This is a genomic window from Yoonia sp. SWMV100, assembly GCF_056108365.1.
This window is the reverse complement of record NZ_JBWBAQ010000005.1, coordinates 229169-250306: the sequence shown is the minus strand read 5'-3', so window position 1 is coordinate 250306 and position 21138 is coordinate 229169. Positions and strand designations below refer to the sequence as shown.

23 protein-coding genes are annotated in these 21138 nt (G+C 54.9%); 17 read left to right on the top strand and 6 right to left on the bottom strand.

The window, feature by feature from the left end:
• Positions 1–215 precede the first annotated feature (215 nt).
• The 10 genes from ACXJGX_RS13310 to ACXJGX_RS13265 all read left to right on the top strand — a co-directional run bounded on the left by ACXJGX_RS13310 (position 216) and on the right by ACXJGX_RS13265 (position 8454).
• Positions 216–1583, top strand: coding sequence for a hypothetical protein (locus tag ACXJGX_RS13310; RefSeq protein ID WP_474782467.1), 1368 nt, complete (start codon positions 216–218; stop codon positions 1581–1583).
• A gap of 117 nt (positions 1584–1700) precedes the next feature.
• The gene (locus ACXJGX_RS13305) at positions 1701–1874 is read left to right on the top strand and encodes a hypothetical protein (protein ID WP_474782465.1); all 174 of its coding nucleotides are present in this window, start codon (positions 1701–1703) and stop codon (positions 1872–1874) included.
• A 347-nt stretch (positions 1875–2221) separates the two neighbouring features.
• The gene (gene nadA, locus ACXJGX_RS13300; RefSeq protein ID WP_474782463.1) at positions 2222–3271 is read left to right on the top strand and encodes a quinolinate synthase NadA; all 1050 of its coding nucleotides are present in this window, start codon (positions 2222–2224) and stop codon (positions 3269–3271) included.
• A gap of 5 nt (positions 3272–3276) precedes the next feature.
• Positions 3277–4842, top strand: a complete 1566-nt coding sequence (locus ACXJGX_RS13295) for an L-aspartate oxidase (protein ID WP_474782461.1) — start codon at positions 3277–3279, stop codon at positions 4840–4842.
• Positions 4839–5687 carry a carboxylating nicotinate-nucleotide diphosphorylase gene (gene nadC, locus ACXJGX_RS13290; protein WP_474782459.1) on the top strand — a complete coding sequence of 283 codons (849 nt, stop codon included), beginning with the start codon at positions 4839–4841 and terminating at the stop codon, positions 5685–5687. Before ACXJGX_RS13295 ends, nadC begins: the two co-directional genes overlap by 4 nt.
• Positions 5688–5695: 8 nt before the next feature.
• Positions 5696–5857, top strand: a complete 162-nt coding sequence (locus ACXJGX_RS13285; protein ID WP_474782457.1) for a hypothetical protein — start codon at positions 5696–5698, stop codon at positions 5855–5857.
• A gap of 73 nt (positions 5858–5930) precedes the next feature.
• A complete protein-coding gene (locus ACXJGX_RS13280) occupies positions 5931–6635 on the top strand; it encodes an energy-coupling factor ABC transporter ATP-binding protein (RefSeq protein WP_474782455.1) in 705 nt (234 codons plus the stop codon).
• On the top strand, positions 6610–7206 hold the full coding sequence (locus ACXJGX_RS13275) for an energy-coupling factor transporter transmembrane component T family protein (protein ID WP_474782453.1): 597 nt from the start codon (positions 6610–6612) through the stop codon (positions 7204–7206). Before ACXJGX_RS13280 ends, ACXJGX_RS13275 begins: the two co-directional genes overlap by 26 nt.
• A 22-nt stretch (positions 7207–7228) precedes the next feature.
• Entirely contained in the window at positions 7229–7774 is a 546-nt protein-coding gene (locus ACXJGX_RS13270) for a biotin transporter BioY (protein ID WP_474782451.1), read from the top strand.
• Positions 7771–8454 (top strand): nitroreductase, encoded by a 684-nt coding sequence (locus ACXJGX_RS13265; RefSeq protein ID WP_474782449.1) that lies wholly within the window; start codon positions 7771–7773, stop codon positions 8452–8454. Before ACXJGX_RS13270 ends, ACXJGX_RS13265 begins: the two co-directional genes overlap by 4 nt.
• On the opposite strand, the gene ACXJGX_RS13260 is transcribed toward ACXJGX_RS13265, so the two are convergent.
• Positions 8451–9557, bottom strand: coding sequence for a thiolase family protein (locus tag ACXJGX_RS13260; protein WP_474782447.1), 1107 nt, complete (start codon positions 9555–9557; stop codon positions 8451–8453). The genes ACXJGX_RS13265 and ACXJGX_RS13260 overlap by 4 nt on opposite strands.
• Complete coding sequence (locus ACXJGX_RS13255) at positions 9554–10801, bottom strand: AMP-binding protein (protein WP_474782445.1); 1248 nt, start codon at positions 10799–10801, stop codon at positions 9554–9556. The genes ACXJGX_RS13260 and ACXJGX_RS13255 overlap by 4 nt, the downstream gene beginning before the upstream one ends.
• Before the next feature lie 396 nt (positions 10802–11197).
• Between ACXJGX_RS13255 and ACXJGX_RS13250 the strand changes: the two genes are divergently transcribed.
• Positions 11198–11374 (top strand): hypothetical protein, encoded by a 177-nt coding sequence (locus tag ACXJGX_RS13250; protein ID WP_474782443.1) that lies wholly within the window; start codon positions 11198–11200, stop codon positions 11372–11374.
• Between the two features lie 49 nt (positions 11375–11423).
• Here the strand turns inward: ACXJGX_RS13250 and ACXJGX_RS13245 are convergent, their stop codons facing one another.
• From ACXJGX_RS13245 to ACXJGX_RS13235, 3 genes are all read right to left on the bottom strand, one after another.
• A complete protein-coding gene (locus tag ACXJGX_RS13245) occupies positions 11424–12191 on the bottom strand; it encodes an anti-sigma factor family protein (protein WP_474782441.1) in 768 nt (255 codons plus the stop codon).
• Positions 12192–12198: 7 nt separating this feature from the next.
• Positions 12199–12693 (bottom strand): RNA polymerase sigma factor, encoded by a 495-nt coding sequence (locus ACXJGX_RS13240; RefSeq protein WP_474782439.1) that lies wholly within the window; start codon positions 12691–12693, stop codon positions 12199–12201.
• Between the two features lie 132 nt (positions 12694–12825).
• Entirely contained in the window at positions 12826–13881 is a 1056-nt protein-coding gene (locus ACXJGX_RS13235) for a glycosyltransferase family 2 protein (RefSeq protein ID WP_474782437.1), read from the bottom strand.
• 169 nt (positions 13882–14050) lie between these two features.
• On the opposite strand from ACXJGX_RS13235, the gene ACXJGX_RS13230 reads away from it, so the two are divergent.
• Positions 14051–14911 (top strand): hypothetical protein, encoded by an 861-nt coding sequence (locus ACXJGX_RS13230; RefSeq protein WP_474782435.1) that lies wholly within the window; start codon positions 14051–14053, stop codon positions 14909–14911.
• Positions 14912–14978: 67 nt separating this feature from the next.
• On the opposite strand, the gene ACXJGX_RS13225 is transcribed toward ACXJGX_RS13230, so the two are convergent.
• Complete coding sequence (locus ACXJGX_RS13225) at positions 14979–15851, bottom strand: MurR/RpiR family transcriptional regulator (protein WP_474782433.1); 873 nt, start codon at positions 15849–15851, stop codon at positions 14979–14981.
• Between the two features lie 99 nt (positions 15852–15950).
• Here ACXJGX_RS13225 and ACXJGX_RS13220 point away from each other — a divergent pair, with 99 nt between their 5' ends.
• From ACXJGX_RS13220 to ACXJGX_RS13200, 5 genes are all read left to right on the top strand, one after another.
• Positions 15951–16736: an N-formylglutamate amidohydrolase gene (locus tag ACXJGX_RS13220; RefSeq protein WP_474782431.1), complete on the top strand. Its 786-nt coding sequence runs from the start codon at positions 15951–15953 to the stop codon at positions 16734–16736.
• On the top strand, positions 16724–17293 hold the full coding sequence (locus tag ACXJGX_RS13215) for a TRAP transporter small permease subunit (RefSeq protein ID WP_474782429.1): 570 nt from the start codon (positions 16724–16726) through the stop codon (positions 17291–17293). Before ACXJGX_RS13220 ends, ACXJGX_RS13215 begins: the two co-directional genes overlap by 13 nt.
• Entirely contained in the window at positions 17293–18618 is a 1326-nt protein-coding gene (locus ACXJGX_RS13210; protein ID WP_474782427.1) for a TRAP transporter large permease, read from the top strand. The genes ACXJGX_RS13215 and ACXJGX_RS13210 overlap by 1 nt, the downstream gene beginning before the upstream one ends.
• A gap of 51 nt (positions 18619–18669) precedes the next feature.
• A complete protein-coding gene (locus tag ACXJGX_RS13205; protein WP_474782425.1) occupies positions 18670–19707 on the top strand; it encodes a TRAP transporter substrate-binding protein in 1038 nt (345 codons plus the stop codon).
• 64 nt (positions 19708–19771) lie between these two features.
• Positions 19772–21136 carry a glutamine synthetase family protein gene (locus ACXJGX_RS13200; RefSeq protein WP_474782423.1) on the top strand — a complete coding sequence of 455 codons (1365 nt, stop codon included), beginning with the start codon at positions 19772–19774 and terminating at the stop codon, positions 21134–21136.
• Positions 21137–21138 lie beyond the last annotated feature (2 nt).

Sequence of the window (21138 nt, the reverse complement as noted above, 5' to 3'; positions counted from 1 at the left end):
AAATGTTCTATAACCCGAAACGCAAACATGCCAGAAACGGTATGCTGTCGCCCGTCGACTTTGAAAATAGACAGCATAATGCGAACCAAGAAGGTGTCTAGGAAACTAGGGGCTATTCAGACAGTCTATATGGACCATACCAGCGATCCAATTGGCTGCTAACCTCCGTACGCACCTGCCATATCCATCATTGCGTTCTGAGTGAGATCGACAGCTTGGTACATTCGAATGACTGTGAAGACACCCATTCGAGGTTTCGGGTCCATTTCGCTGGCAAGAACCAACTTACGACGGAAACCATTCGTCACGACGACCTTGTGCTTGAAAATTATCTATTCGGCCGAATTCGCGGTGGCGAAGGTCCAGATTGGTTGAATTCGCTTCAATTTCATGTCGCAGCACAGCTCTGCGAAAACTTCGGGCTTCTTCTGATCAAAGGTGCCGATGCAGTTCGACACGAGACGACTCCGAAAGAGTGGGTTGTGGCGGGCGCAGCCGGTTTTCGGGTGCTTCGCGCAGGCAAGGATGCACTGACCAGAAAGCTGAAACAGATCCAGAATAGGAATCCGATCGAGTACCAGCTCTATCGCAGCAAGTATCGCGTGTTCTACCAATGGCTTCGCGATCGTGATGACGGGCCCGAATTCGACGAAATTCGCGATCACGTCCGCCAGTTCGTATTTGACAATTTCCCCGTCAAACCAGGCGCTCTTGTGCTTGGCGTGCCCTGTTCCGAACAGAAGTTACACACGATTTGCACTGCAAGTCGGCGATATGGAATTTCAAACAAGATGCTCGGAAGATGCCTCGTCGATCGCGGGCTGGCCAGACAGGTGCCAGGATCGCAAACTCCAAGGATCGGCGCTTACATCCCAAATGCTGTGATTGAGGAGATCGTCTTCGAAACGGTCGGCACCATGGATATTGGGCAAGCCGCGCGATACCTCGACATGGACCGAAACATTGTCTCACGTTTGGTCGGACAGGGATGGATCTCTCATCTGGTTAAACCCGGCACCGATTGGCCACGCTTTTCTGAGATTCATCTTAAGCGCTTCGTTTCGAGCTTGTGCGGCAAGCGCGTCGATAGATTGCCGCTCGAAAAACTGATCGACATTCCCACTGCGGCACACAGAACTCGCAGCAGTATCGAGCATATTGTCGAGATGGTTCTAACAGGACGCCTCGCTTCAGGAAAACGCTGCGGCGTCCACGTTGGGTTCAAATGCGCTGGCATCGATTTATGCAGCCTGCGCAAGTTGCTTGATCCACCGCGTGATCTCGGCTTGTCGATCGGCAACGCCGCCATGGCGCTAAACGTTTCAACAAACACAGTCACGAAACTAATTGATGCCGATGTACTGAAGGTCGAAAAGATCAGTTGGCCCGTCAAAGACCGAGAGATCGCAATTGTAACAGCGCAGTCTGTTGCGGAATTTCGTTCGCAGTACGTCTCACTTGCGGAGTTGGCCGCGACACAAAAGCGAACACCGGGTCCCCTCGCACAGCATTTGGCGGCAAGGAACGTTTTACCAACGCCCGTCGTAAATGGCGGCAGCCGAATATATTTCCGAGAAGTATGAACACCCTCTAAAACACTGAAGATGACATAAGGGGTCAGCGGTTGCTGGCCCTTTTTGCTGTTCACTGTCAAATTCTCGGTTCCCGAGTCAATCTATGTGGCAAAAAGGGTCACTTAGATGCTTCGTTTGCAGTTCGACCTACCAAAAATCAATGGCTTAGCTGCCGCTCAAGGATCAAATCACGTGGCTCGCTACACCGCATTGTTAAACACCCATAATCGATCCTTTATGGCGGTATCGTTTTCTTTTTTTGTAGGGAAATCGGCGGCTTCGAAAAATCCAGTTATTTGAGTAGCTTATGTTGGCGACCTGCATACTGTGACAGAAGCGGACACTGTGGGAATTATCGGAAGCCGGACGACTTAACGGAAAGGATGCGGTGTGAGGCAGCCTTTCGACGCTAATGATCAGCAGCGGATAAGAAATCACGGCAGTTCAACGCTGCCCGGTACGATCTATCGCGACCCCCATGACAACAATATGCGCGATGTTTGAATTCAAATTTTATGCGTGCTGCGTGCGCAGCGGCCGTTAGCGCAGCGCGGATCCGCGTCGAAAATATAAACCCTGACCAGCAGATGTTGGCCTGCCGTTATTTAGCATGTATTAGATACCAAAATTAGTTGGAAAGATGCGACATGCTAGACTTGCCACACGTTCGTTCCGTTCTGTCAGACCACTATGATCTGACCCCTTCATCCGACGTCGCGGAGGCGATGGCAGACACGTATGCCCGCATGGCGCGCGTTGTGACACCGCCGGACTGGGCAATTTATGCACCTTACGTGAAAGCGATTAACGCGCTGAAAAAAGAACGCAATGCCGTTATTTTAGGGCACAACTACATGACGCCCGAGATTTTTCATGGCGTATCGGATTACGTGGGCGACAGTTTGCAGATCGCGATGAAGGCACAAGAGGTCGACGCCGCGGTGATCGTTCAGGCCGGTGTGCATTTCATGGCCGAGACCACCAAGATTTTATGCCCGGAAAAGACCGTGTTGATGCCTGATATGGAAGCCGGGTGTTCGCTCGCAGAAAGCATTACTGCGGAAGGCATCGCGGAAATGCGCGCCAAATATCCTGGCGCGCCGGTTGTGACCTATGTGAACACAACCGCTGAGGTAAAGGCGGCGTCCGACATTTGCTGTACGTCCTCAAATGCGCTGCAGATCGTCAATGCGATGAATAGCGACACGGTCATCATGACACCGGATAGGTATCTGGCACAGAACGTGGCCAACAAAAGCCATAAGAACGTGGTCTATTGGCCCGGCTCCTGCATCGTGCACGAACAATACACCGCCAAAGATTTGCGTGACTTCCGCGCGTGGAACCCCGGCACGCGATTGATCGCGCACCCCGAATGTCCGCCAGACGTCGTGGCAGAAGCAGACTTTTCAGGTTCGACCAGCGGGATCATCAAATATGTTACCGACGAAAAACCCGAAAAGGCGATGCTGATTACTGAATGTTCCATGGCATCCAATATTTCTGATCAGTTGCCAGAGGTAGATTTTGTCGGTCCCTGCAACATGTGCCCTTACATGAAAAAAATCTCACTCGAAAAGATCCTATGGGTGCTTCACACTGGCGAAAACGAAGTTTTCGTCGATCCGCTCGTTGGCGAAAAGGCCCGCGCATCGGTGCAGGCGATGATCGATATGTCGCGCAAGCTGGGTCTATAAACCACATGAAAACCATTCAAACTGACCGGATCGTCATTGTCGGCGCAGGCCTTGGGGCCCTTTACACTGCGCTCCGGCTCGCACCGCGACCGGTTGTGATGATCTCGCCTGAAAGTCTGGGCGCCGGGGCAAGCTCGGCTTGGGCACAAGGCGGGGTCGCGGCTGCAATGGACGCGGCCGATAGCGCGCAAAGCCATGCGGCAGACACTGTCGAAGCGGGTGATGGAACGGTTGATGTGGAGGTTGCCACCCTTGTCACACAAGAAGCACGCGCGCACATCCTTCATTTGACCGCGCTCGGAACACCCTTTGATCGCACGGAGAACGGCGATTACGTCATGTCGCGCGAAGCCGCCCATAGCTTTGCACGGGTGGTGCGCGTCAAGGGCGACCAAGCGGGTGCTGAAATCATGGCCGCCCTGATCGAACGTGTGCGCGACACACCATCCATCCAGGTCCTGGAAGGTACGATGGCGCTCGAACTTGAGGTTTCAGACGGACGCGTCACTGGCGTTGCCGTTCAATCGTCCGATGACCATTGCTCTGCACCTGTGATGCTGCGCGGCAGCGCTGTTTTGCTGGCCGGGGGTGGCTCTGGTGGGCTTTTTGCATTGACGACAAATCCACCGCGTATCCGTGGTCAAGTCATCGGATTGGCGGCGCGTGCCGGTGCGATCATTGCAGATGCTGAATTTGTGCAGTTTCATCCAACCGCCATCGACGTTGGTGAAGACCCTGCGCCTCTCGCCACAGAGGCCCTAAGGGGCGAAGGCGCAATCCTGACCAATAATCGCGGCGAACGGTTCATGCAGGCTTTGCATCCTGATGCGGAACTGGCGCCACGTGACATCGTGGCCCGTGCGATCTTTGCGCAAACAAAAGCCGGGCTGCGTCCTGTTCTTGATACGCGTGACGTGCTGGGCGAGGCGATCAAGACAAAATATCCGGCTGTGGCAGACGCCTGCGCGCGCAACGGGATCGACCCCGCAATCGACCCTATTCCCGTGGCAGCGGCTGCGCACTATCACATGGGCGGGATCGCAACCGACACCGAAGGGCGCGCGTCCTTGGGCAATCTTTGGGTTTGTGGCGAAGCATCGTCAACCGGTCTTCATGGCGCCAATCGGCTGGCGTCAAACGGGCTTCTTGAAGCGTTGGTTTTTGCCCGCATCTGCGCTGATGGCATCGCGGCAGCGGTACCTGAAACAACGGCCCCACCGATTGCTATCGCCTTCGAACAAGGCGGAACGCCGCCAGATCCAGCCTCGGTGGCCGAGCTGCGCCATACAATGACCGACCATGTCGGCGTCGTGCGCAATGCAGACGGCCTAAAGTCCGCCCTGCGCAAGATCGCGGCGCTCGAAGGGGCGAACAACACCAGTGTGTCGTTTCTGAATATGACCGCGACAGCCACGCTGATCACGGTATCTGCATTGCGCCGCGAAGAAAGCCGCGGGGCACATTCCCGGTCCGACTTTCCCGAAAGCCTGCCCGGCGCTGGCCAACGGTCGCGGCTTACGCTGAAAGACGCATTGGCGATACGATCCAAAATTTGCGAGGAAGCATCATGAGCTTTTCAAACGTTCCTGACTTGATCCTAGAGCCGATGATCCGCAATGCGTTGATGGAAGATCTGGGCAGCTATGGTGATGTGACGACGCGCGCTGTCATCCCAGCCGACACCAGATATGCGGCATGCCTGAACGCCCGTGCTGATGCCATTGTGTCAGGCATGCAAGTGGCGCGGATCGCGTTCCACCTTGTGGATGCGACGCTGGAAATCAAGACACATATCGCTGACGGTCAACCCTGCAACGCGGGTGACACTCTCATGACGATCGAAGGCAGTGCCGCGTCGATCTTGTCAGCAGAGCGGGTCGCACTGAATTTCGCAGGGCGTTTGACAGGCATCGCGACCAAGACGGCCTCATTCGTTGCCGAGGCCGCTGGCACCAAGGCGCGCGTGACATGTACCCGCAAAACCACGCCGGGCCTGCGGTTAGTCGAAAAGCTGGCCGTGCTGCATGGTGGCGGATTTAACCATCGATATTCTTTGTCCGATGCGATCTTGATCAAGGATAACCACATCGCGGCGGCCGGTGGCGTGCGGCAGGTTCTTGAAGCCTCGATGGCCTATGCGAGCCATATGATGGCCGTTGAAATAGAAGTAGACCGGCTGGATCAGCTGGCTGAAGTCCTGGAGGTCGGCGGGGCGTCGGTTGTGCTGCTGGACAATATGAGCAACGATATGCTGCGCGCGGCAGTCACCCTTGTAAACGGGAGGTTGAAAACCGAAGCCAGCGGCAACGTCACCAAAAATCGCATTGCGTCGATCGCGGCAACTGGCGTCGATTACATCTCGTCCGGTGCATTGACGCATTCCGCGCCTACCGTCGATCTTGGTTTAGATTTTTGACGCCAGTGTTGTCAGGATCCGCAACTGGCGGAAAGCTGTCGTTGCTGCGCACCGCATCACACATCGACGATGGCGGCAGGCCAAAACTGTCCGACGCGGCGACGCGCACGACGGTCGGCGTTGCGTTTTCTTTTGTCGACGGGTATGTGTCGCGTGCATCAGCCTGCTGACGTTCAAAGCGAGACAAATATGAACGGGAACCCGTTGATTTCAGAGTCCGATGGCCTTTCAGCAACATTTGAAATGACGCGTGTTTCCCTATCGCGAGATGGAAACACGCTGTTGCACGGTGTTGGGTTGTCCGTTTTCGAAAAACGGATCGGCATCGTTGGCCGGAATGGGTCTGGAAAGACCACTTTTGCGCGGGTCCTGTCCGGCCTTGTCGCGCCGGATCAGGGTGAAGTTCGCGTCTGCGGTATCGATGTTGCCAATGACCGCAAAGCCGCGCTTCGGACGGTTGGTATTTTGTTTCAGAATCCGGATCATCAAATCATCTTTCCAACCGTCGAAGAAGAGCTTGGTTTTGGGCTGCTTCAGATGGGCCTTTCAAAAGCCGATACAGAGCATGAGGTTTCCGTTGTTCTTAGCGCGTTCGACAAGCGGCACTGGGCGAAGGCCGCAACCCATCAACTGTCACAAGGCCAAAAGCAACTGGTTTGCTTGATGGCGATCATCGCGATGCAGCCCAAAGTCGTCATTCTCGATGAACCTTTCTCGGGCTTGGATATGCCAACGCGTTTGCAGCTGACGCGTTATTTTGATCGTATTGATGCCGCGTTGGTCCACATTTCGCATAGCCCAGAGAGCCTGCAGGACTACGATCGGGTCATTTGGCTGGACAATGGGAAAATCAAGCAAGATGGCGCTGCAACCGCAACGCTGTCTGCTTTCACGAAACACATGAATGACCTCGGAGGCCAGGATGATATCTCTCACCTCGCCGGTTGAAACATGGGCGCATCGCTGGCCTGCGGGACTGAAACTTGGTTCATTGTGCCTTGCGACGGTTGTCCTGTTCTCGCAAGAATCGCTTAGCTTTCATGCGCTGGTATTTGCGGCATGTCTCGTGCTGTATTGTTTGCCCGGGGCACGGTTCTTTACGTCCGGAATGAAACGGCTTGTCGCGCTGTGGCCTTTCGTTGGTCTGGTCTTGATTTGGCACGTTGTGATCGGCGCACAGGTTGAAGGCCTGATTGTGACACTTAGGCTTTTGTCGGCCGTGGCGATGGCAAATCTGGTCACAATGACCACAAAGCTATCGCAGATGATTGACGTGATACGGTGGCTGTCGGCGCCGCTGCGGGCGTTCGGGCTGAACACCCGCGCGCTGGAAATAGGTATTGCGCTGGTTGTCAGGTTCACGCCTGCGCTGATCGACAAAGGCGGACAGCTTGCGCAGTCATGGTCCGCCAGATCACACAAGAAACCCAGTTGGCGAATAGTCATGCCGTTCACGGTATTAGCAATTGATGATGCAGAACATGTGGCCGACGCGTTAAAGGCGCGCGGCGGCCTCTAGACCCCCAAAAAGGAAAACGAACATGGAACGAAACTTAGCCCTTATTGCCCTTTTTGCTGCTCTTATTGCCGCATTAGGGTTGATCCCCAAATTCACTTTGGCGTTTGGCATTCCCATCACAGCGCAAAGTCTTGGTGTTATGCTTTGCGGCACCGTTTTAGGATCTAAACGTGGTGCTTTGGCGGTGCTTCTGTTTCTACTTCTCGTCGCATTGGGCCTTCCGTTGCTGGCCGGCGGACGGGGCGGGCTTGGCCTTTTCGTGTCGCCAACAGCGGGCTTCTTGATCGGATTTCCCGTGGCCGCATTTGTGACAGGTCTGATCGTCGAGAAATGGCGCACGGCACCTTTGCCACTTGTCGCCGGGGTCGCTTCGGTCGTTGGCGGGATCATCGTACTTTACGTTTTCGGCATCATCGGCTTCGCGATCGTGATGGAAAAATCCATCGTCGAATCCACGCTTGTCATGGGGGCCTTTTTGCCTGGTGATGGTATCAAAGCGGTTCTCGCGGGCTTCATAACCGCAGCGCTTGCCAAAGCCCGACCCAAGAGCGTTCTATCGCGCGCATGATGACGTCTGACGTTGAACATCTGCTGAAAAAACGGCGGTCCGTTCGAAAATTCAAAGCGACATCTTTGTTACAAGAAGATGTCGCGCAAATACTGACACTTGCACGCCTCGCACCGAGCGGCGCAAACCTGCAACCGGGCAAATTTCATGTGTTGTCAGGCAATGCGCTTGATAACCTGAAATCGGTGTTGCGAGAGGCAGTGACCGCAGGGCGACCGCCCGTGTCACAATATTCATACTTCCCAGACCCGATGCCAGCCGACCTGAAAGCCAAACAGCGCGCGGCTGGGTATGCTCTCTATTCTGCGCTTGGCATCGATCGTCGGGACATCACCGGCCGCAAAGATCAGTTTCATCAGAACTACAGGTTTTTTGATGCGCCTGTCGGTATCGTCGTCACGATCCACAAAGACATGGGCAAGGGCTGCTTTATGGACCTTGGCATGGCGTTGATGGCGCTTTTCTTGTCGGCCGAGGCAAAGGGCTATGCCACAAGTGGCATCGGCGCATTGGCAAATTATGGCGATCTGGTGCATACCACGTTAGGTTTGCCGGATGACGAAATTGTCGTCTGCGGGATCGCATTGGGTATCGCGGACGAATCTGAACCGGTCAACCAGTTCCGGACAGATCGCGATGCGCTAGACAGCTTTTCAAGTTTCGCAGGCTTCGACGATTAAGCACGCAACAGCAGTGCGGTCCCCAAGCCTCCGGCAGAGGCAATTGCGGCGATGCCATTCCCGCCAGCGCGGATCAATTCGTGATAAAGACGTACCGCGTTGATTGCACCAGAAGCCCCAATGGGGTGACCGCGTGCAAGCGACCCACCGCCGAGGTTGGTGCGATCTATGTCCAGACCCGCTTGAGAAACGCATGCAATGGCTTGGGCGGCGTATGCTTCCATTATCTCGCTTACATTAATATCGCGCGGCAAAAGATTTCCGTCGCTTAGCACCTTTTGGATTGCCGCAACCGGGGCGATGCCCGGACGATCCGGCTGGCCACCAATGGTCCGCCCCGATACGATTTCGACGCCGCGCCCTTGCAACGACCGCGCAACATCTTGGCAGACCACGATACAGAAAGCCGCCGCATCCGCCGCGACACTGGAATTTGCTGGTGTGATACTGCCCACGATCGGTGTCGCGCGCGCGCATGTCTTTTTAGACAAGTTTCGGGTGAATGCGTCATTTGCGATGTTTTTGATTGCGACGATTTCTGCCGTCAGCCTGTCGTGCGCAGACACTGCCTTTTGATGACTGGCAACGGCCCATGCGTCCTGTTCTTCGCGTGAAATACCAAAATCTATTGCTAGCTGATCTGCTGCAGACGCCATATCCGGGTCGCGATCTGGCCAAGGCGTAAATGGCGGCCGATCGTAGGCGACAGGCGGGCGGGCATCGGGAAAAGTCTGCGCCCGCAACGGGCGGCGGGAATAGCTTTCAACGCCCCCCGCGATTACGACACGCGCCTGCCCCGATCTAATCATTACATCGGCCAAAGCGATGGCATCCAGTCCGCTGCAGCATTGCCGATCAATCGTCAGGCCCGCGATTTGCTCTTTAAACCCTGCGGCAAGTGAAATCAGTCGTGCCGGGTTGCCGCCTGCCCCAAGCGCATTTCCAACGATAATTTCACCAATACTTTCAGCATCCACTCCGCTTCTGTTCAGACATTCCAGAATAACTGGTTTGGCCAAGTCCTGAATGGACAAGTCTGCAAAACCACCCCCGCGTGGCACGACTGCGCTTCTGACTGCCGATAGGATGAATGATTTGGTCACAGCTGGTCTTCGATCCAAGAACTAATCTGGGCATAGTCAGGTTTCCCTGATGCCAGTTGCGGAAGGGATTTTGCAAAGAATATGTACTTTGGTGTGCGATGCACCCCCAGAGTTTTGCGGCAAAGCTCTATGACGCCCTCAAGCTCCGCCCTGCCCGCCTGATCGGTCGCCACGACGGCCAACCTGTGACCGCGTTTGTCGTCGGGCACGGGCACAACGGCAAGCGGGCCTGTTTTGTAGTGCGCGGATAGGAACTGCTCGATCTCATCGGGGAAAACGTTCTGATCTGAAACCGTCACCATCCGGCTTTTCCGTCCTTTGATGAAAAGGTTCCCGCGCTGGTCCAAAAAGCCATATTCCCCGACAGTCACAAATCCATCCTGATGCCGCGTATCACTTGCAACGGGTTCGGCATAGCTGGTGAACAGATAAGGGCTGCGCACCCATATTTCGCCAATCCCGTTTGTGAATTGCCCTGTTTCCGCGCGAATTGATATGTCGACCCCGGGATATGCGGTGCCAACGGACCCTTCCGGGCTTTCGGCGGTAGCCATCGCAATAAAGCTTGTTTCAGACGCCCCGTAGAACGGGCTCAAATTGGCGTGGGGGAAAATAACGCGGCACTTTTCAGCCAATGCCGGGCTGAAGGCACCCCCGCCAATAAAAATTTGCCTCATCCGCGTTAACTGACGATCGACGCCAGCCAACGCCACTAGGTTGTCAAGTTGCGTCGGTGTTGCATATAGCGTCGTGACGCAATTTTTCTCTAGCATAATCAGCTGCTTATCAGCGCGAAGACCAGCCAGCATAGACAGATTAGCACCAATATGAACGGCTTCCAAACACCCATAAAGCGATAATGAATGCTCCAGCGACCCAAGGACAGCATAGGTGTCACCGGGCGCCAAACCAAAAAGCCCCGCGTTCACTTCAAAACTGGCAATCCAAGAACGATGCGACCTGCGTATTATTTTGGGCGCGCCGCTGCTTCCCGATGTCGCGCATTCAAGGATGCCACCACATGCTGCGTCGTCGGACGCGATTGCCTTCGGGCCGTCGGGCTGCATCCGAAAAGATGATCCGCCTTGCACCAACGCACGAATTTCTTCCAGCATCTTTAAACTGCGGAGGTGGTTGGTATTTGATGACGACAGACGCGCAGATTTCAATCGATCCCCGGCGTTTTCGCCCGGTTCGATGTTTGAATGGTTCGACCAGATGAAACGGTCAGTTTGCTTGGTCATAGATTTTCTGCGCTTGCACCGTCGAACGCGGTGACAGGGTAAGATGATACTGTTTGGAAAGATTGGTACGCATGTAAGCAGTGTTGGGCAACGGGACATCTCCGTTTGATGGGTTTTCTCAGAGCTAACGAGATTTCTTAGGAAATCCCACCTCTACAAATAAAAAACAGTCACGGCCTTACGAAAATAAGTCCCCAATCAAAGTAGCGCAAATCTGGTGGTGACTGGCCGGACAAATATACCAAAGATCAGCGCGCGTGTCAGACCACGCGTGTAATTGTACATTTCATATCACTTTCGGCAGCCCCGAAACGGCGCGTGCTCGGTTCGCGAATGCAAGGGTGCGCGCCAGATGGGACGTGACAAGCAGGCGCGCATGCGGGTAGGTGTGTATTTATGAAACATGTTCCAAAAGAGACCACCGATGATGCACTTATTCAGGAGTTTTTGAATAAAGGCGGCAAAATCAGTGTCGGCAAAACCAAACCACTGCCAAGCGAATTAGGCCTGAGCAATAATGCGTGGAACAACAAGCTGACAAAAGAAGAAAAAGCCGCCCGTGATAAGAAATGACGGCGCTGGTCGCGCACGGGCCGGCCATTTCCACAGTATAAGCTGGTGATCAGATATCCACTGCGGCCTGTGCTGCGATTGCGGTTAGGTCGGGTCGGCCTTCGGGGCCGATGACCACGTAGTCTGCGCCATCTGCGCTCCACGACACAAAATCGAATCCGTCGATCATCCGTTCATCGAACGTCGGGGCGCCATCTATCAGACCGGTGTTGCGTTGCAGGCAAAGCGCGATCACTGCGCCGTCTGGCGTTCGATACATCAGTTGCGCGACAGGTTTGCCGTTCGCCACCAACAGGCGCGCCCCCTCGAACGTAAGGTCAAAACCCGACAGGTCCGGGATCGAAAAACGGGTTCCCACCGTGGTGCCAAGCCAAGTTTCTATGTGGTCAGATTCGTCCGCGCTGACCTCGACCAAATGGCGTCCCTGACCCGCATAAACAGCATGATATTCTGCGATGGCGTCCAACCACCCCGCGGTTTGGACGGGTATGGCTTGCCCCTTAACCAGATAACCACCAAGGCCACCCAAAGCAAAAATCACCAAACCTGCGGCCAGTGTGCCCCAGATCGGGCGGGCGGCGATTACAGGACGTTCAGGCGGCTGGGTCGCCGTAATTTTTTGGGCCAAGGCAAACCACACCGGGTCCGCCAATTGCGCGTCAAACTGGGTTTGGGCACTTTGATCCGCCTCCAATAACGCATCCATCTCGGCGCGGGCGGCCGGGTCTGTTTCTAGACGTGCTTCGACAAGCGCGGCTTCGCCGCTATCCAGCTCGCCATCCAGATAGGCGCTTAGTTTTTGCGAAAAGTCGATCATGGCGTCACTAACTCCCCTCCGAAAGGCTCGACATAAGCAACTTGCGCGCACGGTGAATGCGGCTCATCACAGTGCCAATCGGGATACTCAGCAAATCTGACACTTCACGGTAACTATAGCCTTCCGCGCAAACCAGCAGCAATGGCTGTGATAAGTCAGGATCAAGGTCGGTCACCTTGCACCGCACTTGCTGTGCGATCATCGCGTCTTCGGTGCTGCCGGGCGCATGCAACCCTGACGCAGATTCAGCATCAACCTGTCCTTCGCCTTGGCGCACCTTGCGTTTGCGGATTTCACTGACCCAAAGATTGCGGACAACTCTGAACATCCAGCGATCCAGCGGGTACGACGGATCATATTGTTCCCACTTTTGCAGTGCAGTAGCGCATGCCTCTTGCAAAAGATCGTCAGCATCCGGGCGCGAGCGGGTCAGGCTGATCGCAAACCGCTGCAAACGCGGCAGCAGGCTAATCATCTCGGTTTTGAACTGATCGAAAGTCATGGTCCGGGGCTATAAATCTTTGTAATGGCGCGACTTAATCCGCCGGATCATCCGCTACTTTTGATGCAGTTTCAACGCGCCAATCGCAAAACCGGGTAATCATGCCGATTCACATCAGGATATGCGTTTTGATCATGCGTCCGGTGCGCCTGCAGCCTTACGTGCAGGTTTTCCGGCGCGTCCCGGATGGTCGTAAACCATCCCAATGAAGGCATCCCAATCGCCCCGCGCCTTGATGTCTGCGATTTTTGCACGGTGCCAGTCGACCGCAGCGGCATGCAGATCCATCAGCACCTTGTCAGTCCGCAGCTTCGCCAACGCATCCAGCATCCCCGGCACGTGATTCAGAATGGTATAGTCGCGCTCGTAGTTGGTGTTCATCGCGTCAAAATATTCTTGGCCCTGATCCATATTGATATGGTTCGTCCGCCCACGGTCGCGTTTCACCAAAAAGCTATCGGAGCTGCGAATTGCATAGTGGTGCAACCGCGCAAAGTCGTGCTGAAACCCGCTCCATGTGCGCCATGTCACGCTGCTGGCATCAACCGCATTCCCGCCAGCATCACGCCAGCTGATCCCCGAATAATCAGGCCGCTTTTCCGGATCGCTCGATTTGTGATTTTTGATATAGGGGCGATGAACCCCCATGCGTTCAAAGGTTCCGTTGTTCCGGAACAACGTCTTTAGGCCCGCACCGCGGAAATTCGTAAACCGATCCTCGGGGGCGCAGCCAAAAAACTGTTCTGTAATGGGCATGTCTTCATAGTGGCGCCGGCTGCCATTCCCGAACAGCTTCCAACATAATGAAATCGCATCCGACGGCCCGCTTTTTGCGACCAAATCGGTCAGCGACATGCCGCAACGGATATTCAGAAACTCGTCCGCGTCCGCGCAGATTACCCAATCGGCAGCAGCATAGTGTTCGGTTTTGGGGGCCAGACGCAATGCAGCGCGCTGTGGTGACATTTCGCGGCCTTTATGGCCAATGTTACGGTCGTTGTTGTCCACATGCGTTGCGATACCCAAGTCTTGTAACCGGGTCGCGATGGCGTCGGTGCCATCCGCGCAATCATTGGTGTAAATCAAAAAATCGTCGAATCCGATCGCAAGGTTAAATGCGATCCATTCGAGCATAAACGGCCCCTCGTTCTTCATTGTCGTCACAATGAGAAAGCGTTCTTTAGTCACCAGTCACCTACCAATCTTTGCGGTTGCACGGTTTTCCCACACTACCCCCTGCTGTATCAAGCCACATTCGCCCTGTCTTTAAGAGCAGAGCAGGCAAACATTGTTGCGGCAAAAACAACTATACGGTAGAGGTGCCTCCCAATGAAAACCTCCCTGATAAGGCAGAGCTATGGCTGATCTTCCCCCTGTTGGCGCACTTTGGATCGGCGGATCGCTTACTTGGCTTGAACAGCTTTGCCTGAAATCTTTTGTTGATCAGGGGCATCATACAATCCTTTATACTTACGGCGAAGTCCTTGGCATTCCAGACGGGGTTGAAGTGCGTGACGGGAATACCGTCCTATCAACTGACAACTTCATCACCCACGGTCGCAGCGGCAGCGTGGCGCTCTTCTCTGATTTGTTCCGGTTCCATATGCTTCTTAAGGATCCGGACATCATCTATGTCGACACAGATGTCTATTCAGTGCGCCCGTTTCCAGGGGATGAAAGCCATGTCTTTGGATATGAGTTTTTCTCCGAGAAATTCAATTGGGGACAAATCAACGGTGCAGTGCTGCGGCTCCCTCAGGATTCACCCGCACTGCATGGCCTGCTGGAGTTCACAAAAGAAGAATATCCCATTCCGACATGGTTGCCACCCCGGCTATTGAACCCAATCCTTGAACGCGCAGAGCAAGGAAAGCCCATGCATGTTTCAGAGATGAAGTGGGGGATATGGGGCCCACTTGGCGTCACCGCGTATTTAAACCAATCTGGCGAAAAGAAATATGCCCGAACCACGGATGTTTACTATCCGTTGAAGTTCGAAGATCGGCGTAAAATGCTGCGCCACACCAAGCGTGTGAATGAATATCTGACGGACGATACCGTCGCGATCCATCTTTGGGCTCCGATCAAGCGCTACTGTGCAAAGCGGTTTAATGGGTTACCAAAGGAACGCAGTTTCCTTGCTGCTCGGTTGGCACATCACAAAATTGACCCGCATGATTTCCCGGTGCCTTTAGCACAGTACAGTGACGCAGACTAAGGCCGGGTTTTCTTTTGCCCGCTATGCGACACCTACAAATTGAACCATAGACTTTTGCTTGGCTGTTTTAGGTAAACTTGCGAAACAGCTTGGTCTGATCGAACATGTCTTCCAGACGCTCCATCCGTTTTTTGGTGCCGTCCCAACCGATGTTCTGGACTGCCGCGATCATTGTCTCGACCAATAGCATCAGTGTTGCGACCGAATCCCATGCAGATGGCACCACGATGCGCCCACTGAAACTAATCTGGGCGAATTGATGAATGGGTGACCGCCACTGATCGGTGAACAGGATAATTTTGGCGCCCTGCGCATGAGCCATCTCGGCCAGCTTAAGCGTATTGTTTTCATAGCGGCGCAGGTCAAACACCACAAAAACATCACCTTCTTTTACATCCAGCAAATAATGCGGCCACGCGTTCGACGTGGATTGAATATGCGTCACAGCAGGCCGCACCACTTGCATGTGCAAGAACATGTATTCCGCCAACGTATGCGTAATGCGCCCGCCCACAATATAAAGCGGCCGCGATGTGTCAGCGACCATTGCACAGGCTTGGTCAAATTCGTCGGGCGCAATCTGCCCCAATGTGTGGCGGATATTATCGATCACAGCATCGGTAAAGCGGTTCAGCACATGGCCCGATGGCGCGCTTTCGGACCATGTGTCATGCTTGGCGATCGGGTTTTTGACCTTGGCCCGTAGTTCTTCGCGCAATTCTGCCTGAAATTCGGGGTATCCGTTGAACCCTAGCTTTTGCACCATCCGCGCCACGGTCGGTACCGACACGTTGGCATCCTTTGCCAAGGCGGACAGCGGTCCCAGCCCCGACGCAGGGTAGTTTTCCAAAATTGAATGGGCCAACTGCCGTTCGGCACGGGTCAGATCGTCCAGTTTGCGCTGGATTCGATCCGCAATTGTAAAATCCCCGTCTGACATGGCCGCCTCATTTGATTAAATAAATAACAAAGCACATCGCCCTGTTATAAATATATCAGAATTGTGTTGACATAATGCGTCGCTGGCAAGCAGTTTATCATGAACGGAGCCGTTATGACCCAAAGCCTGCCCATCAGCCCGGTCGAAATCACCAACCCCGCAGGGGGGTCTGCCGCTGTGCTTGTCTGCGAACACGCGTCACACTTTATTCCCGCTGACTTGCACCACTTGGGGCTGACAATCGACGCGCGTCAAAGCCACGCGGCTTGGGACCCGGGCGCGCTGGCTGTGGCGCAACGCCTTTCACTGCGGCTTGACGCGCCACTGGTGGCAAGCACTGTGTCGCGGCTTGTCTATGACTGCAACCGTCCGCCCAGCGCAGATGATGCGATGCCGATACGCAGCGAAGTCATCGACATTCCGGGCAATCGCGACCTTAGCGATGTTGATCGCGCCGCCCGGGCTGCCAACTATTACACCCCGTTCCGGCAGGCCCTTGCGGCCCAAATAGCGGTCCATCCTGCGCCGGTTCTGATCACCATCCATAGCTTTACGCCCGTCTATTTTGGCGAACCGCGCGCGGTTGAAATCGGGGTTCTGCACGATAGCGACGGTCGGTTGGCCGACGCGATGCTGGCGACTGCGGCACAGCACACTGATGCGCTGGTTCTGCGCAACGCGCCATATGGCCCCGAACATGGCGTGACCCATACATTGCGCGAACACGCTTTGCCGGGCGGGCATCTGAATGTGATGCTCGAAATTCGTAACGATCTGATTCAAACGCAAGACCAGCAAACGGCGATGGGCGACATGATTGCCGCATGGCTGGCCGATGCCGCTGATCGCACCACCGCAAAAGGGGCTATTCAATGCGTGGCATGATGTATGGCTATATCCGCAGCGTGGACGCGGTGAATTACCGGCTGGGCCGGGTGATGATGTACGGCATCTTTGCGCTGATGGGTGTTTTGCTGTGGTCGACGATCAGCAAGGCATTCTTTCTGCCATCTGCATGGACGCTGGAAATGGCCCAATTTGTGATGGTCGGCTATTATATTTTGGGCGGACCCTATTCGATCCAGCTTGGATCGAATGTGCGCATGGATTTGCTTTATGGTGACTGGTCGCCCCGCAAAAAAGCATGGTGGGATTTGTTCACCGTGTTGTTCCTGATCTTTTATCTTGGTGTGCTGATCTACGGCGCGGTCAGTTCGACCGCCTATTCACTAGGCTATTGGGGTACAGAGCCATTTTCGTTTTTTGCGGGTCTGGCGACAGGGTCGGAACAGGTGGGCCACCTTGAACAATCCTCGAGCCCGTGGCGCCCCTATCTTTGGCCGATCAAAGTGGTGATGATCGTCGGCCTGTTTTTGATGCTGCTGCAATGCGTGTCTGAATTGTTGAAAGACGTGCTGCGGCTGCAAGGGGAAGAAATCTGATGTCCTATGAAATGATCGCCACGTTGATGTTTTCATCAATGATGCTGATGTTGCTGACCGGGCAACGGGTGTTTGGCGCGATCGGTTTTGTCGCCGTCGTCGCATCCTTGCTGCTGTGGGGCGACAAGGGCGGGTTTGACATCGGGTTTTCCGCCGCAATGAAGCTGATGAAATGGTATCCGCTGCTCACCCTGCCGATGTTCATTTTCATGGGCTATGTATTGTCGGAAAGCAAAATCGCCGACGACCTGTATAAGATGTTCCATGTTTGGATGGGCGGCCTGCGGGGCGGGCTGGCGATTGGGACCATCGGGTTGATGGTGCTGATTTCCGCGATGAACGGGTTGTCGGTTGCGGGCATGGCCATCGGGTCCACCATTGCGCTGCCGGAACTTCTCAAGCGTGGATATGACAAACGCATGGTGACGGGGGTCATCCAAGCCGGGTCAAGTTTGGGCATTCTTGTGCCGCCGTCCGTCGTGCTGGTGCTGTATGCCATGATCGCGCGGCAACCGGTGGGACAATTGTGGCTGGCGGGGATTTTTCCGGGCTTGATGATGGCCGGACTTTTCGTCGCCTATATCGTGATCCGCTGCCATCTACACCCGTCGCTTGGTCCTGTCCTACCCGCCGAAGACCGCGACATGCCGCGCGCCGAAAAGATGCGATTGCTGCGGGCGGGGCTTTTGCCGCTGATCATCTTTGCGGTCATGATGGTCCCGTTTGTGCGCGGCTGGACATCACTTGTCGAAAGCTCGGCCATTGGTGCGATTGCTGCCTTTATGGCCGCGGTGCTGAAGGGGCGGATGACACGCCAGGTATTCGAGAATTCGGTCCGCAACACGCTTGCCATCACTTGCATGTTTATGTGGATCATTCTGGCGGCTTTGGCCTTTGGCGCGGTGTTTGACGGATTAGGCGCGGTGAAGGCCATTGAAAACCTGTTCACCGACAAACTCGGCCTCAGCCCTTGGGTCATCCTGATCCTGATGCAGTTGTCTTTCATCTTGATGGGGACGTTTTTGGACGACACCGCGATGCTTGTAATTGTCGCGCCGCTATATGTGCCGCTTGTCGGGGCGCTTGGTTTTGATCTGGTGTGGTACGGTATCCTTTATACGATCACCTGCCAAATCGCTTATATGACACCGCCGTTTGGCTATAACCTGTTCTTGATGCGCGCCATGGCCCCGCCAGAAATCAGCATCCAAGATATCTACCGCTCCATTGTGCCTTTTGTGATGGTGATGGTGCTAGCGCTGGTTGTCGTGATGGTCTTTCCACAGATCGCCTTGTGGCTGCCGAACTACGTCTACGGAAATTAAATCTAAGAACGCCGAAAACGGCGCATCAACCCACCAACAAGGAGTAACGACATGACAACGAGACGCAAATTTATCCGCACGGCGGCGCTTGGCGGCGCTGCCAGCCTTGCGGCACCGTCGATTGCACGCGCCCAAGAGGCGATCAAATGGCGGTTTCAAACCTATGCGGGTGCCGCATTGGGTGAACATGTGACAAAGCCCGTCATCGACTACATCAACACGGCCGCCAACGGCGAGCTGGAGATCGAACTGTTCTACGCCGACCAGATCGTCCCAACAGGCGAGCTGTTCCAAGCGCTTCAGCGCGGCACCATTGACGCCGTGCATTCCGACGACGACAGCATGGCGTCCCCGACCCCATTGCAGCAGTTTGGCGGCTACTTCCCGCTGGCAACCAAACACGCGCTGGACGTGCCCGTCCTGTTCAACCAATACGGCCTTGCTGATATCTGGCGCGAAGAATACGCCAAGGTCGGCGTCACATGGTTGTCCGCTGCGGGCCAAGACCCCTGTAACTTTAACACCAAAAAAGAGGTCACATCGCTGGCCGACCTTGAGGGGCTCAAGCTTTACACCTTCCCGACGGCGGGTCGTTTCCTGTCGCAGTTTGGCGTTGTGCCAATTTCCATCCCATACGAAGACGCCGAAGTTGCTGTGCAAACTGGCGAACTTGACGGTATGGCGTGGTCGGGGATCACCGAAGACTACACCGTAGGCTGGGCCAATGTGACCGACTACTTCCTGACCAACAACATCTCGGGTGCGTGGATCGGGTCGTTCTTTGTCAACGAAGGCCGCTGGGCTGATCTGCCAGAACACCTCAAGGCCATCGTGATGGCGGGCATCGAAGCAGGCCACACCTATCGCAACCAATGGTATTGGGGCGGCGAAGCATCGCTGCGCGCAAAAGGCGACAAGCTGCAACTACGCTCCATTCCGCAAGAAGAATGGGTCGTCGTCGAAGACGCTGCCAAAGTATTCTGGGAAGAAATCGCACAAGAAGGCGAAGTGAATGCCAAGATCGTGCAAATTTTCCGCGACTACAACGACGTGATTGGCAAAGCTGGTCCGCCCTATACTTTCGGCTAAGCTGACACAAACGGGCTGTCCCTAACCCGGGGGCAGCCGCATCGACATTTCATCGGAGACACCCATGCCAGCCCCGCTAACATTCGACGCACTCACACAACAGGTCTTAGCCGGGACCATCGACACCGTGCTGGTATGTTTTGTTGATATGCAGGGCCGCTTGATGGGCAAGCGGTTTCATGCGGTGAACTTTGTCGAAACATCTTACAACGAAACCCATTGCTGCAACTATTTGCTGGCGACCGATCTGGAAATGGCGACGCCCAGCGGCTATGCGTCAACCAGTTGGGAAAAGGGTTATGGCGATTACGTCATGCGCCCGGACCTGACAACGCTGCGCCCTGTTCCGTGGCTTGAAGGGACTGCGATGGTGCTTTGCGATGTGCTGGATCACCACACGCACCAAGAGGTCCCCCATTCCCCGCGCGCTATGCTGAAAAAGCAAGTGAACCGGCTTAAGGCGCTCGGCTTTGACGCGATGATGGCGACCGAGTTAGAGTTTTTTCTATTCGCCAAAAGCTATGACGAGATTCGCAAGTCGGGCTTTCGTGATCTGGACCCGGTCAGCGGCTATAACGAAGACTATCACATCCTACAAACCACGAAGGAAGAAGGCGTGATGCGCCCAATCCGCAATCATCTCTATGCGGCGGGCCTGCCGATCGAGAATACAAAAGGCGAAGCCGAAAGCGGTCAAGAAGAGCTGAACATCCGCTACGCCGCGGCGCTGGATTGCGCCGACCACCACACGATTGCGAAACACGCGATCAAGGAAATCGCTTGGCAAAAAGGGCACGCCGCCAGCTTCCTTCCGAAGTGGCACCACACCCGCGTCGGATCCTCGTCGCATGTGCATCAGTCGCTATGGGTTGACGGCGAACCTGCGTTTTATGACGCGGATTCACCGCTGGGGATGTCCAAATTGATGGAACATTACATGGCCGGGCTGATCGCCTACGCGCCAGACTACACCTATTTTCTTGCGCCCTATGTGAATAGCTACAAGCGGTTTTCCAAAGGCACCTTTGCACCCACAAAAACGGTCTGGTCGGTCGACAACCGCACCGCCGGATTCCGCCTTTGTGGCGATGGAACCAAAGGTGTGCGCGTCGAATGTCGCATAGGCGGGTCGGACCTGAACCCCTACCTTGCGCAGGCCGCAATGCTCGCAGCCGGGATCAAAGGGATCGAAGACAAAATGACCCTTGCGCCCGCTACCACAGGTGATGTCTATGAAGATGCCAAAGCGGGCGACATTCCCCAGACTTTGCGCAAAGCAACCGAGACACTCCGCAATTCGAAATTCCTGCGTGCGGTGATGGGCGACGATGTGATCGACCACTACACCCGCGCAGCCGAATGGGAACAAGAAGAATTTGACCGCGTTGTCACCGATTGGGAAATCGCACGTGGTTTTGAAAGGGCTTAAAC